This window comes from Acinetobacter sp. WCHA29 (assembly GCF_002165335.1).
In the GTDB taxonomy this organism is placed as follows: domain Bacteria; phylum Pseudomonadota; class Gammaproteobacteria; order Pseudomonadales; family Moraxellaceae; genus Acinetobacter.
This window is the reverse complement of record NZ_NHRQ01000006.1, coordinates 96,945-110,943: the sequence shown is the minus strand read 5'-3', so window position 1 is coordinate 110,943 and position 13,999 is coordinate 96,945. Positions and strand designations below refer to the sequence as shown.

At 39.0% G+C, this 13,999-nt stretch carries 14 protein-coding genes; 8 read left to right on the top strand and 6 right to left on the bottom strand.

The features are described 5' to 3' along the window. Positions 1 to 111: 111 nt before the first annotated feature. Both CDG59_RS06605 and CDG59_RS06600 read right to left on the bottom strand, forming a co-directional pair. A complete protein-coding gene (locus tag CDG59_RS06605) occupies positions 112 to 384 on the bottom strand; it encodes an HU family DNA-binding protein (protein WP_004661469.1) in 273 nt (90 codons plus the stop codon). A 166-nt stretch (positions 385 to 550) separates the two neighbouring features. Beyond that, positions 551 to 1,006: a phasin family protein gene (locus CDG59_RS06600; protein ID WP_087544348.1), complete on the bottom strand. Its 456-nt coding sequence runs from the start codon at positions 1,004 to 1,006 to the stop codon at positions 551 to 553. Between the two features lie 210 nt (positions 1,007 to 1,216). Here CDG59_RS06600 and CDG59_RS06595 point away from each other — a divergent pair, with 210 nt between their 5' ends. From CDG59_RS06595 to fdx, 8 genes are all read left to right on the top strand, one after another. Beyond that, complete coding sequence (locus tag CDG59_RS06595; protein ID WP_087544346.1) at positions 1,217 to 1,864, top strand: hypothetical protein; 648 nt, start codon at positions 1,217 to 1,219, stop codon at positions 1,862 to 1,864. A 107-nt stretch (positions 1,865 to 1,971) separates the two neighbouring features. Further along, entirely contained in the window at positions 1,972 to 2,445 is a 474-nt protein-coding gene (locus tag CDG59_RS06590) for an Rrf2 family transcriptional regulator (protein WP_087544344.1), read from the top strand. Position 2,446: 1 nt separating this feature from the next. Beyond that, the gene (locus tag CDG59_RS06585; protein WP_087544342.1) at positions 2,447 to 3,664 is read left to right on the top strand and encodes an IscS subfamily cysteine desulfurase; all 1,218 of its coding nucleotides are present in this window, start codon (positions 2,447 to 2,449) and stop codon (positions 3,662 to 3,664) included. A 91-nt stretch (positions 3,665 to 3,755) separates the two neighbouring features. After that, positions 3,756 to 4,142, top strand: a complete 387-nt coding sequence (iscU, locus tag CDG59_RS06580; protein ID WP_004639432.1) for a Fe-S cluster assembly scaffold IscU — start codon at positions 3,756 to 3,758, stop codon at positions 4,140 to 4,142. Positions 4,143 to 4,171: 29 nt separating this feature from the next. Further along, on the top strand, positions 4,172 to 4,492 hold the full coding sequence (gene iscA / locus CDG59_RS06575) for an iron-sulfur cluster assembly protein IscA (protein ID WP_004661460.1): 321 nt from the start codon (positions 4,172 to 4,174) through the stop codon (positions 4,490 to 4,492). A gap of 83 nt (positions 4,493 to 4,575) precedes the next feature. Continuing rightward, complete coding sequence (hscB, locus tag CDG59_RS06570) at positions 4,576 to 5,094, top strand: Fe-S protein assembly co-chaperone HscB (RefSeq protein WP_004758242.1); 519 nt, start codon at positions 4,576 to 4,578, stop codon at positions 5,092 to 5,094. 38 nt (positions 5,095 to 5,132) lie between these two features. After that, positions 5,133 to 6,992: a Fe-S protein assembly chaperone HscA gene (gene hscA, locus CDG59_RS06565; protein WP_087544340.1), complete on the top strand. Its 1,860-nt coding sequence runs from the start codon at positions 5,133 to 5,135 to the stop codon at positions 6,990 to 6,992. 17 nt (positions 6,993 to 7,009) lie between these two features. Continuing rightward, the gene (gene fdx, locus CDG59_RS06560) at positions 7,010 to 7,348 is read left to right on the top strand and encodes an ISC system 2Fe-2S type ferredoxin (RefSeq protein WP_004661453.1); all 339 of its coding nucleotides are present in this window, start codon (positions 7,010 to 7,012) and stop codon (positions 7,346 to 7,348) included. Between the two features lie 51 nt (positions 7,349 to 7,399). Here the strand turns inward: fdx and CDG59_RS06555 are convergent, their stop codons facing one another. The 4 genes from CDG59_RS06555 to mfd all read right to left on the bottom strand — a co-directional run bounded on the left by CDG59_RS06555 (position 7,400) and on the right by mfd (position 13,783). Further along, the gene (locus CDG59_RS06555) at positions 7,400 to 8,170 is read right to left on the bottom strand and encodes a hypothetical protein (RefSeq protein ID WP_087544338.1); all 771 of its coding nucleotides are present in this window, start codon (positions 8,168 to 8,170) and stop codon (positions 7,400 to 7,402) included. 32 nt (positions 8,171 to 8,202) lie between these two features. Next, a complete protein-coding gene (locus CDG59_RS06550; RefSeq protein WP_087544336.1) occupies positions 8,203 to 9,639 on the bottom strand; it encodes an adenylate/guanylate cyclase domain-containing protein in 1,437 nt (478 codons plus the stop codon). 51 nt (positions 9,640 to 9,690) lie between these two features. Continuing rightward, positions 9,691 to 10,125 (bottom strand): HIT domain-containing protein, encoded by a 435-nt coding sequence (locus tag CDG59_RS06545; RefSeq protein ID WP_005160827.1) that lies wholly within the window; start codon positions 10,123 to 10,125, stop codon positions 9,691 to 9,693. Between the two features lie 196 nt (positions 10,126 to 10,321). After that, positions 10,322 to 13,783, bottom strand: coding sequence for a transcription-repair coupling factor (gene mfd / locus CDG59_RS06540; protein ID WP_087544334.1), 3,462 nt, complete (start codon positions 13,781 to 13,783; stop codon positions 10,322 to 10,324). Positions 13,784 to 13,999 lie beyond the last annotated feature (216 nt).

The window sequence follows — 13,999 nt, the reverse complement described above, 5'->3', positions numbered from 1 at the left end:
ATTTCGGGGCAATTTTAACTGAAAAACCAAAGCGAATGAATGCTGAATAAAGTATTTCATTCAATAAATAAAAAACGCACCCAAAATGGTGCGTTTTCTGATTTAAAAAGATTACGCAACTGAATCTTTTAAACCCTTACCTGGTTTAAAACTAGGTACTTTGCTTGCTTTAATTTGAAGCTCTTCACCTGTTTTAGGATTACGACCAGTACGTGCAGCACGTTCTTTAACGCTAAATGTACCAAAACCAACTAAAGTAACCGTATCACCGCTTTTAAGTGCTTCAGTGATTGACGCAATCGTTGCATCGAGTGCCTTACCAGCATCCGATTTAGATACTCCCCCTTTTTCAGCAATCGCATCAATTAATTCTGATTTATTCATGATAAAAAATATCCTCTTAATATCGTTTGTTAAGATCCAAGGCTATAGTTTAAAAGGCCATGCCGCCTTTATAGCAATGCTTTAGGGGAGAACGCAATACTAGAAAGGCTTTTTAGCAAAAATAAATACTCAAAAACCACATAAACAGACGAGCACCTATATTTTTTTACTTTTTATTCAATTTACTCTTTAATAGATTATTTTCATCAATCAATGCATCTACTTTAATATGTAGCTGAACTAAAAGTTGCTCGATATGCTGGAGATCTTTTGGAGTGACTAGACCAATACGATTCAACGAATGATTCACACCTGTGTCTAAAATTTTTTCAACTTTATCTTTAGTATCCGTCACTGATTCTTTGGCTTTCTCAGTTACTTTTCCAACAGTGTTATCAGCAAAATCTACGGTCTTGGATTCTAGCTCTTCACCCACCTTGACTAAAGAGTCAAATAATTTATTTCCCTCTTCTTCGGCGCGTGAAAAAGCACCTAATCCAGCCAGCCAAATCTGTTGCGTATACTTTTTGAAATCAAGGGCAGATTTTTTAGAACTCTTTGATTTTAGCTTAGTTTTTACCTCTGCCTCATCAGTTGGGTGTTCTACATTTGAGTTGTCCATTAACCATTACTCCCAAGCACTTTACAAACAGTATGTCGTATTTAACCATAAAAATGTTTTTATAATATCAAAGTTAAGACTTGATCGTTTTAAAAAACTGTTCTACAAAGCAATAAAGTCATGTAAATTATTTTTAACAATTGAGTATGGATACTCAGATTTACGTGCTTTATGAAATTTATAGTGTGATTGGCAAGGACAAAGAGACCTATGAGTGATACGCAACAAAGACATAAACACCCCCATTTGTTGCTAAACATTGTCATCATTGTTTTAGAAACTTTTTTTGCATTCATTCTCACGCATGATGCAACTTTACGCTTGCAAGCGAAAAAGCTTATCGATGAAAAAGTTACCATTCGAATCAACAGCTATATTCCTTTTTTTGACTTTTATGTCCAATTTACCGAAAAGGGAATTTTATTTGATATGAAAGCACTAGATCGAAAAGTTGATCTAGAAATAAATAGCACACTCATCGATTTGATTAAAATTTTCGTATTTAATAATCAGCGCAGTATTTACAATATGCGTATTTTAGGTGATGCAAGACTTCAAGAAGATGTGATGGATTTAATCCCTCACCTCACACTCACGAGTATATTCGCAAATTGGAAACAATGGTTCAATGCATTTAATAATGATGCAGAAGCTATTGCGCCTCAACAACGAATCGCGCCACTGCTTGATAAAATTGACCAGCAACGTTCTGAAATCAACACCTTACTGGTTGAGGCAAAACAATACCAGAACCGTATTCACCGAATGCAAAAACGCCAGCGCCTGATCAATATTTGCTTTGCTGTATTGAGCTTTATTTTTATTGCCTTTTTTGTTTATACTATGTGGATACAATAATTCAAATATATTTCACTTTTCACACTCATAATGACAATTTAAAACTTGACTATTTTAGTCGGAATTAATAAAATTTAGACATCTAGTCTAACCATGTGTATCGAATCATGCGCCTTACAACTCGCGGTCGTTACGCAGTGACTGCTCTACTTGATTTAGCTTTGCAGCCAACTGAACAAACGATCACGCTTGCGGAAATAGCAGCACGCCAATCCATCTCAGTCGCTTATCTAGAACAGTTATTCGCGAAACTTAAGCGTCATGAGTTAGTTTCAAGCGTTCGTGGTGCTAACGGTGGATATCATCTTGCACGCAATGCCGCTGAAATCACTGTGCTAGAAATTATCGAAGCTGTAAATGAAACTGTCGATGCGACACGTTGTGACCATAAAGGTAACTGCCAAAATGGTGCAATGTGCTTAACGCATGACTTATGGCAAGAACTCTCCCACCATATTGCCGATTATCTCGCAAAAATTTCTCTTGCAGACTTAATTGCACGTGACAACGTTCAAACTGTTTCACTACGTCAAAACTCAGCAAGTTTAGATTCAGCCCTCCTATCGGTTACAGGTATTTGACATGAAACGTCCAATTTATCTTGATTATGCAGCAACAACACCAGTACTTCCTGAAGTTGCACAACGTATGATGGAATGTTTAACCTTCGAAGGGACTTTTGGTAATCCTGCATCACGCTCGCATGCCTATGGTTGGCAAGCTGAAGAAAAAGCTGAATATGCACGTGAACAAGTTGCAAACCTAGTTAAAGCAGATCCACGTGAGATCGTTTGGACTTCTGGTGCAACTGAATCTGACAACTTAGCATTAAAAGGTATTGCTCAGTTTTACGGTTCAAAAGGCAAGCACATCATTACTAGTAAAATCGAACACAAAGCAGTGTTAGATACTTGCCGCGAGCTAGAAGAACAAGGTTTTGAAATTACTTATTTAGAACCTGAACCACGTACAGGTTTAATTACGCCTGAAATGGTGAAAGCAGCTTTACGTCCAGATACCATTCTTGTTTCGCTGATGATGGTGAACAATGAAATCGGTACGATTACTGACGTAGCGGCTATTGGCGAGCTAACACGTGCGAATAAAACATTCTTACACGTTGATGCTGCACAAGCCGCTGGTAAAGTCGAAATCGATCTTTCAACCATGAAAATTGATTTAATGAGCTTCTCTGGTCATAAAATTTATGGCCCTAAAGGAATCGGTGCATTATATGTTCGTCGTAATCCACGGGTTCGCTTAAAAGCGCAAATGCATGGTGGTGGTCATGAGCGTGGTATGCGTTCTGGTACTTTAGCAACTCATCAAATTGTAGGTATGGGTGAAGCTTTTGAAATTGCTGGGAAAACCATGCAAGCAGAACAAGAGCGTCTTCGCCACCTACGTGACAAACTATGGAATGGCTTCCAAGACCTTGAGCAAGTGTTCTTGAATGGTCATCCGACTGAGAACGTTGCAAACTATCTAAATGTCAGCTTCAACTTCGTTGAAGGCGAGTCACTGATGATGGCATTAAAAGATGCTGCCGTTTCAAGTGGTTCAGCATGTACATCTGCAACTTTAGAACCATCATACGTATTGCGTGCCTTAGGTTTATCTGACGAGTTGGCACACAGCTCAATCCGTTTCAGTTTTGGTAAATACACCACTGAGGCAGATATTGATCATGTGTTAACAATTACCAAAGCTGCTGTTGAGAAATTACGTGAACTTTCTCCGCTTTGGGATATGTACAAAGAAGGGATTGACCTTTCAACAGTTGAATGGGCTGAACACTAATTTATAAGGTGCTCTATTGAGCACTTCATTGAAAAGTATGTTTTAACCCTCATATTAATATTAGGCTGACCCCGAGGTTTGGAGAAGCGACATGGCTTATAGCGAAAAGGTAATTGATCATTACGAAAACCCTCGTAATGTTGGTGTATTAGACAAAAATGCAGAAAACGTAGGTACAGGTATGGTCGGCGCACCTGCATGTGGCGACGTGATGCGTTTACAAATTCAAGTCGATGACAATGGCGTAATTGAAGAAGCTCGCTTCAAAACTTACGGCTGTGGTTCTGCAATCGCATCAAGCTCTCTTGTAACTGAATGGTTAAAAGGTAAAACACTTGATGAAGCTCAAGCAATTAAAAATATTGATATTGCGACAGAGCTTGCGCTTCCACCAGTAAAAGTACACTGCTCTGTATTGGCTGAAGATGCAATCAAAGCTGCGATTGAAGACTATCGTGGTAAGAAAGCGAAAGCTTAATTGATGACCGAAATAATATTGGAGTTTTCATGATCCATTTAACTGAAAATGCTGCGACTCACATCAGCAATTACCTGCAAAACCGCGGTAAGGGTGAAGGCATTCGTATTGGTGTGAAAACTTCGGGTTGTTCTGGGTTGGCTTATGTACTTGAGTTTGTCGATGATATCGATACACATGATCAAGTGTTTGAACAACTCGGTGTTAAAGTTTTTGTTGATCCTAAAAGCCTTGTTTATCTCAATGGTTTAGAGATGGATTATGTGAAAAATGGTTTGAATGAAGGCTTTGAATTTAACAACCCTAACCAAAAAGGTGAATGTGGTTGCGGTGAATCATTTACCGTCTAACTAGCAACACCCTCTTTCTTTTCGTCAAAACAGTGTGTTCCGCACTGTTTTAACGTATTTATTAATAGCGGAATTCATCTCCCATGAATCATTTTGAGTTGTTCCAATTACCAGAAGCACTCGATATAGATTTAGCAGCTTTAAAAAAACAATTTTTAAGTTTGCAACAGCAATATCATCCCGATAAAGCCACTGACAAAGATCAAGCATTGATCAAGTCGAGTGAAATCAATCAAGCGTATAAAGTGCTCTCACAAGTTGATAGTCGTGCGGCGTATTTACTTGGCTTAAAAAAACAAGATCATCACTTGGATCAGTCCATTAGCGATTTTGAATTTTTACAATCTGCACTCGAAATGCGTGAACAGCTTGATGAGGCCACCTCTACCGAGCAACTTCGCACCTTAAAAGTTGAAGTTCAGCAATGGATTGACGGTTTAGTTCGTGAATTTAAAATTGATTTTGCTGAAGAAGATTGGGCTGAGGCTCGTGATACCGTTCGTAAACTACGTTTTTTTCAACGTGTAATGAATGATATTGATAAAGCTGAAGATCGTATGTTGGACGAAGAAGATAGCTTCGATCTCGATGATGATTTTTAATCCGCTGTTACCAAATATTTTCAAGGGATACCTCACGCATGGCACTTTTGCAAATTGCTGAACCAGGTCAATCTACTGCTCCGCATCAACATCGTATTGCGATCGGCATTGACTTAGGGACAACCCACTCTTTAGTGGCGACAGTGCTATCGGGAAAACCGAAAGTTCTGCAAGATGACAAAGATCGTGTATTACTGCCGTCGATTGTTCATTACGCAAAAGATTCAACGACGTTTGGTTATGAAGCCAAGCCGTTTATGATGACTGACCCCAAAAATACTGTTGTTTCAGTAAAACGTTTTATGGGTCGCTCACAAGCAGATATCAAATTCCAGCATCCGTATACACTTGTTGGTGCAGAAAATGAGATGCCAGCATTTGAAACTACTGCTGGTCGTAAAACGCCTGTCGAAATTTCTGCAGACATTTTAAAACAGTTAAAAGATCGTGCCGAAGCAAGTTTAAAGAACCCTATCAACGGTGCAGTGATCACTGTTCCAGCATATTTTGATGAAGCACAACGCCAAGCGACACGTGATGCTGCTCAACTTGCAGGTTTAAATGTTTTACGTTTGTTGAATGAACCTACTGCGGCAGCTGTTGCCTATGGATTAGACCAAGATACTAACTTGAGCACCGATCGTAACTACGTGATTTACGACCTTGGTGGTGGTACATTTGACGTTTCTATTTTACGTTTCTCACAAGGTGTTTTTGAAGTTCTTGCGACTGGTGGACATACCGCACTTGGTGGTGATGACCTAGACCGCTTAATCGTAAAATGGGCAAAAAAACAGCTTAATATCGAAACTTTAAGCGATGAAGAATATGCTGTTTTTGTTGTTGCAGCGCGTCAAGCCAAAGAATATTTAACAAATCATGAATCTGCTGAATTAAAATTACTGGATGATCGACTCACTTTAGATCGCCCAACTTTTGAATCGATTATTCAAGTTGCACTCGATAAAACCATGAGTGTATGTAAACGTGTACTGCGTGATGCTAAACTTGAACTCGATGAAATCGAACATGTGGTTTTAGTAGGTGGTTCAACACGTTCATATGCCGTACAAAATGCTGTACGCGAATTATTTGAACGTGAACCACTCTGTACGATCAATCCTGATGAAGTCGTTGCAATTGGCGCATCTATTACCGCCAACCAGCTCATTGGCAACAGTCAAGATGGTTCATTATTACTTGATGTCACGCCACTTTCTCTTGGTCTAGAAACCATGGGAGGATTGGTTGAACGATTAATTTCAAGAAATACCGCAATTCCAGTCGCACGCCGTCAAGAATTCACCACTTATCAAGATGGACAAACAGCGATGTTAATTCATGTGGTACAAGGTGAACGTGATTTAGTCGAGCATTGTCGTTCATTGGGTCGCTTTGTTTTACATGGCATCCCACCAATGACTGCTGGTCAAGCACGCATTGAAGTGACCTTCCAAGTTGATGCGGATGGCTTACTGACAGTATCTGCGAAAGAAACCACTTCTGGTGTTCAAGCGCAAATTGATATCAAACCATCTTATGGTTTATCTGCAGCGGATACTGAACGCCTCTTGGTTGAAGGTTTCCAACATGCGGAAGAAGACAAACAATTGCGCCATCTGCAAGAAACAAAAGTGGAAGCACAACGTGAGTTGGAAGCTTTAGAACAAGCGTTAAAAGCAGATACCGATTTACTCTCTCAGCAACAGGCCCGCGACTTAATTCTTGCTGCTGAAGCGTTAAAAGCTCGTCTGAAGACCGATGAGCTTGCGGCGATTGAACATGCTGTTCAACAACTTAAAATTCACAGCGATGCGTTTGCAGCACTTCGTATGAATCGACATATTGACCATGCCTTAAAAGGTACAAAACTTGAAGATTGGTCAAACTCAAACTAAAGGTATAGGTGATCAATATGCCACGTATTAAAGTTCTTCCTCATGCACTCATTTGCCCTGAAGGTGCAGAATTTGAAGTCGAACAAAACGCCAATTTATGCCAAAGCTTATTGAAACAAGGCATTAAAATTGAACATGCTTGCGACATGTCTGCGGCATGTACAACTTGCCACGTGATTGTTCGTAAAGGTTTTGACAGCCTTGAAGAAATGAACGATGTTGAAGCAGATCTACTTGATCGTGCATGGGGTTTAGAGCCTGACTCTCGCCTGTCATGTCAAGTTGAGATCGTTGATGAAGATTTAGAAATTGAAATTCCGAAATATACGATTAATCATGCTTCGGAAAATCACTAAGCTTCATTCATAAAAAACTCCTCTTTATTAGAGGAGTTTTTTAATCCAAGTTTATTGATCAACATCACAATCCTCAAAATATTGCCAAATAGACTCCACATGATCTCTATAAGCACCTTTATCTATAGGTAGATCATATAATATTTGCAAATCTGGATTATATTTGAGTAATTGTGCCATATTGGTCAATTGAATATTCTGCTCAAAATCCAAACTATTTTCAGAAAAATCATGTGCATCCACATGACAATACATTTGCCAGTCTCCGCCTGCGTGAGATACCCAACGTATTGGCAATTTTCCATCAATAACACAAGAACAGGCAATAACCCCTAAATATTGTGGGAATGCTTTGTATGCTTGCGGATTAAAATCTCTGGTGAAAGGCGTCGCATCCATCACTTCCTGATAGCCTGTAAATGCAATTCCTCGTTTCGCAAAGAAATTTTCAATATCACCATCTTGACGTTTTGCATTATTCAACCAGATTACTTGCCACTCAGTTAGACGTTCTCCACGATCAGCAGTAAATACACCTGTTTGAGGTTCATTAATCCAACAGCTTTGACGTATCAAAACCAAAGGATGTTCCGCTCCAGCTGTTTGTTCGGAAAACTGTTGAGCATCTTCATAAGTGGAAAATGCACAATAATAATCTTGCCCCTCATATTCATCTAGCGCACCACGTTCTGGATGACACCAAACTCGATATTCAAGAACATCATCATAAAAATAACCTGCACCAGACTTTACCAAAGCAGGATACTCACCCACCATGTTCTCATCAATAGCCAATGGATACTTTGAAACGAATGCAGACATATTTCAACTCTATAATTAATTATTGAATATTTTTATCTTACTTCATCATCCAAAGTCAGTTTTGGAATACCCTGAGCATTGGTAATTTTTTGTTGTGTTTTGATGCGCTGGACCATATTCTCCAAAATTTCAACCAATTCTGGATATTCATAATTCTGTACTTCCTCTAAGTTCAAAACCAGATGGAAGCCTTTATAATCGAAATCAAACCATTTTTGTGTATCGGATTTCTTACCTGTGAATTTTTCCATTACCTGCCACGTTTTAACAGGTCCTTGAATCCCTTTTAAATAAATTGGCACTTTCGGTACACATAAAAATTCATTTTTAATTAGCTGATGGGTGTCATCCGCAATCAGGATTTCATCAACTTCAGCAGCAGACTGCAAACGCGCTGCTAAATTTACATCTCGACCAACGATGGTATAAGCCATACGATGTGAAGCCCCGTAGTTACCTACGTGACAATAACCCGTACTAATACCCATTCGAATGTGCAACGCTGGATAGCCCATTTTCTTCCAACGCTCACGCAACAATTTCATTTGCTGACGCATTGCGATCGCCATTTCTACACATGACTTCGCATCTTGTTCAACACCCTGAGAATTTGGATCACCGAAGAAGATGAGAATCGCATCGCCCATAAACTTATCAACGGTTGCTTCATACTGTTTTGCTATTTCAGTCATATGACTTAAATAATCATTAAGTAAAAAAGCTAAATCATCAGGAATAAGGCTTTCTGAAAGCTCAGTAAACCCTTGAATATCGGAGAAGAAAATGGTTAATTTTTTACGTTTATATTCAATTTTAGCTTGAGCTTCCCCACGCATGATCGACTGCCATAATTGTAATGGCGCATATCGACTCAATTGGTTAGCAAAAGCAATGTAGCGTGTCATTTGGTTATGATAATGCTGACGCTGTTGGCCTAAAATATTGATTTTTCTATGTTGATAATAGTTACCAATCACGATAAACATCATCAAACCAAATAAACTAACGACAGTCAGTTCTGGATTTGTAGGCTCGAAATATTCTTCAGCAGCAAAAATTGTAAAAGTACAAAAGTAAAAAGTAAGAACACCGATCAGTCCGATTAAACACGCAACAGGGAGTGTAATTTTATTATTTAAACCAACATAAAGAAGCCCAAATAAAATCGTAAAAGTAGGAACTAAACTTAGGTGTAACCCTGCAAGTACAATTGCAACGATGACCGCTTCAAAAGCAAAGAGTACATTTTTTTGAGTATTTTTATCATATTTATACTGAAGCCATTTTTCTAATTTGGGACAAATAAGAAAATGGATCAATAAAAAAGGAAGGATGTAAAGCTGATAGTTAGCACTGGGAGAGGTAAATGCATAGATGACTAAAATCAGTGACAAGATCGAATATCCCATCAAACGATGAAAATAAGCGAACTGTCTAGGTTCTTTATCTATTAACCTATCTAGTGACACCCTACCCTCCTTCCTTGTTATAGAAGACTGTTTTTTATTCTATTTTCTAAATCAGTCCATACGCCAGTCAAATGGCATATCGCCTTGACCACGCAATGCAAGCATTAATGTTTGACGCATATGTGCGAGTACATCATTGCTATAAGGTACGGCTGGCGTTCCCCAAACTGGTTTAGGCCATGCAACATCATTTTGATAACGTACAACATGATGAAAATGCAGTTGTGGCACGACGTTACCGAGTGCTGCAACATTCATTTTGTCTGCACGGAATACGCGTGCCAATTGGCTCGATAACCAGCTTGATTCACGTAAGAATTGCTCTTGATCAGCTTGGCTTAATTCATATAACTCGCTAATTCCCGGTACACGTGGTACAAGAATCAACCATGGAAATTGCATATCATTCATTAAACGACATGTTGAAAGCGGAAAGTCGCCTACAAAAAATGTATCTTGAGCAAGTTGTGGATGCAAACTAAACATATCTTTATAAATGATGCATAATAATGATGATCAATACTATCACATCAGTTTTGATGTGAATATTATTAGTCGCCTGTTTGATTACAAATAACAATGATTTTCCTTATTTATTACATCGACATCAGACAAAAAGCAAATTCTTTGCTTAAAGGGAATCCAAGCTGTTCAATTCGTCAGCAAAAAATTTACTTTTCAACTAACTATGTAGTTCGTTGAGTAGTTTATTCAATAGATCAACAATAAACTGAATCCGCTTATCGTACTCAGCCATTTGCACTGTGATCTTTAAGCGTTGACCACCTTCCATACGATAGTAGGTTGGATTCTTTTGCATTAATTGAATGATACTGATTGCTTGCACTGGTGTGTCTGGCGAAAATTCAATGTATCCACCATTAGTATTGACATCAATCTTAGTAATCCCTAGCTGCTCTGCCTTCAAACGTAATTGATGCACACTAAACAATTGTTTGACCGACTGTGGTGGAATACCGAAGCGATCAATCAACTCCATACGAATGTTGTCGAGTTTCTCTTGTGTATCAGTATTACTAATGCGCTTATAAAACAACAAACGTTGATGCACATCACCCAAATAATCATCTGGAATCAAGGCTGGCATATGTAGATTAATTTCTGCGGTCAATGATAAAGGTGCGTCAAAGTTTGGCGTTTTGCCTTTTTGGATGGCTTTGGTCGCTTTCTCTAACATTTCCATATACAAGCTATAACCAATCGCTTGCATCGAACCACTTTGCTGCTCACCGAGTAATTCACCCGCACCCCGAATCTCCAAGTCTTCAGTTGCAAGCATGAATCCTGCACCTAACGTCGAGGCACGCTGAATCGCATCTAAACGTTTTTCTGCATCGCCTTTGAGATGTTTAAGTGATGGAACCAATAAATAGGCATACGCTTGGTGGTGTGAACGACCGACTCGACCACGTAATTGATGCAATTGCGCTAAACCCAGTTTGTCTGCACGTTCAATAATAATGGTATTGGCATTTGGTACATCAATACCCGTTTCGATAATGGTTGAACATACAAGAACATTATATTCTTTGTGATAGAACTGCTGCATGACCTGCTCAAGTTCACGTTCGCGCATTTGTCCATGTGCAACTGCAACACGTGCTTCTGGGACTAAATTACGAATCGTTTCTGCTGCTCTTTCAATGGTTTCAACTTCATTATGTAATAAATAAACCTGACCACCACGTAACAACTCACGCAAAATCGCTTCTTTAATTGAGTCATCCGTATGTTCTTGAACAAAAGTTTTGACGGCTAAACGGCGGGCGGGCGGCGTTGCAATAATCGAAAGATCTCGCATTCCAGAAAATGCCATATTCAGAGTTCGTGGAATCGGCGTCGCCGTTAGCGTCAGCATATCCACATCGGCACGTAAGGCTTTAATCCGTTCTTTATCACGAACACCAAAACGATGTTCCTCATCAACAATCATTAATCCAAGATTCTTGAATTGAATGTTTTCTTGCAGGATTTTATGTGTTCCCACCACAATATCAACTTTGCCTTCAGCTAAGTCTTCAATCGTTTTCAGATGCGTTTTATTACTACCAAAACGAGACAGCACTTCAATGCGCACCGCAGTATCAGCAAAACGATCTTTAAAGGACTCATAATGCTGCTGTGCCAATAGCGTAGTAGGAACTAATACCGCAACTTGCTTGTTGTTTTGGACTGCAACAAAAGCTGCTCGCATCGCCACTTCGGTTTTACCAAAACCGACATCACCGCAGACCAAACGATCCATTGGTTTGGCAAGCTGCATATCATGGAGGGTTGCTTCAATCGCGTTGGCTTGGTCTAAAGTCTCTTCATAGGCAAAACCACTAGAGAATTGCATATATCCAGTATGATCGAGCTCAAAAGCAAAACCCGGTTTCGATTGACGACGGGCCTGAATATGTAACAACTCAGCCGCAACATCATGGATTTGCTCTAAAGCTTTCCGCTTGGCTTTACTCCATGTATCTGTACCTAATTTATGTAAAGGTGCTAAGTCAGGATCGCCACCACTATAACGGCTGATCAGGTGTAAATTGGTGACAGGCACATAAACTTTTGCACCATCTGCATAATCGAGCTGTAAAAACTCATGATCCTGTTGATCAATTTCTAAGGTAATTAAGCCTGCATAACGCCCAACACCATGATCGATATGTACTACAGGTGCACCAATACTCAGTTCGGTTAAGCTTCGAACAAGAAATTCTTCAGAAACTTCTTGCTGACGCTTACGACGTCGTTGTACTACCCGATGTTCATAGAGTTGATTTTCAGAAATGACTGAGAGTTGATTGCTGAGCACGAGTCCACGATCTAATGGCGCGCTTGTGATTGCAACTTGTAGCTTGTCTTTCTGAAATTGGACAAAACTCTCTACATTTTGAATTTCACCTAGAACTGAACGTAATGCATCTTTTAAGGTTTCACGCCGACCTGCACTTTCTGCTACCAATAAAACAGGATGTTTAACTTGGTCGATATAATGTTTAACTGCTTCAAAGGGCTGTTCTTTTTTAGGATCAACTGCAAGCTTTGGTGGTTGTTCTGCTGCAAGATTTAAAACACCTACTTTTTCGTCAAATGCTTCTGCTGAAGCTAAAATCCTTGGAAATTGGTTTAATGCCTGTAACACATGATTTGGCATTAAAAACAGCTCTTCAGGCGGAAGAATTGGTTGGTCGATGTTATGACGGCGATCTTCATAACGACGAACCACTTCTTTCCAAAAATTGATTAATTCATCTTCAATTTCGTTATTTGTAATGACAACGCAATTCTTTGGTAAGTATGTCATAAGCATACTTTGCGCTTCCATCACCTTTTTCTCAAAGAATAAAGGTAAATAAAACTCTAATCCCGGTGTTGCAATTCCTTCAAGTACATCTTGATAAATTGGGTTTTTCTTAGGATTCGCAGTTGGAAAACTTTCTGCGTAACGATCTCTAAAGGTAGAACGTCCCTCTTTTAAAGGAAATTCTTTTGCTGGTAAAACAGTGAAGTTTTTTAAAGACTCAGTGGTTCTCTGCGTTTCTGGATCAAAAAATTTTAAGCTTTCAATTTCATCATCAAATAAATCAATTCGAATCGGTTGATCTTGTCCAGATGCATAAATGTCCATGATACTGCCACGAACTGCAAATTCTCCATGATCATAAACAGTATCAACCAAACGATAACCCGCCTGCACCAGTTGCTTTTTCTGTGCTTCCAAATTAAGCCGTTGTCCAACTTTAATATCAAAGTGTTCACCAACCACCCATGAGTACGGTGCAACACGTTGCGCTAAGGTACTGGCAGAAACCAGTAGAATACCCTTTTGTGGCATATTCGCTAAAATCGCCAAACGTTCAGAAACAATATCTTGATGCGGAGATAAACGGTCATAAGGCAAAATTTCCCAATCAGGAAAAATCGTTGGTTTTATTCCGTAAAATTCTAGTTCACTTTCGAGCTGAGCAAGATGCTGATTATTTCTCGCAACAATCACATATAGATTTGAACTTTTCGTGGCAATTTCTTTAAATAATAATGCTGCTGATGATCCACGTAAGGAACCAATCCAGCGCTTTTCGCCTGCTTTGAATTGTTGTAGGTTTAATTGAGAGATTTCTTGTTGAAACATAGAGAAAATCATGTAATCGAAAAGACAATGCGCTTAGTTTAGCATGGAGTTTTTTTAGGGATGAGAATTTTCTATTCTGTTTGAGATCTACTTAGGCTATTTAGCTTCTAAGACAATTGATCAGCTACCATATAGATCAATATATAAAAGAAATAACGAAACCATGAATTATCACAAAAGTTTTCCAGAAATGATCCGTATCCATAATAAGTATCA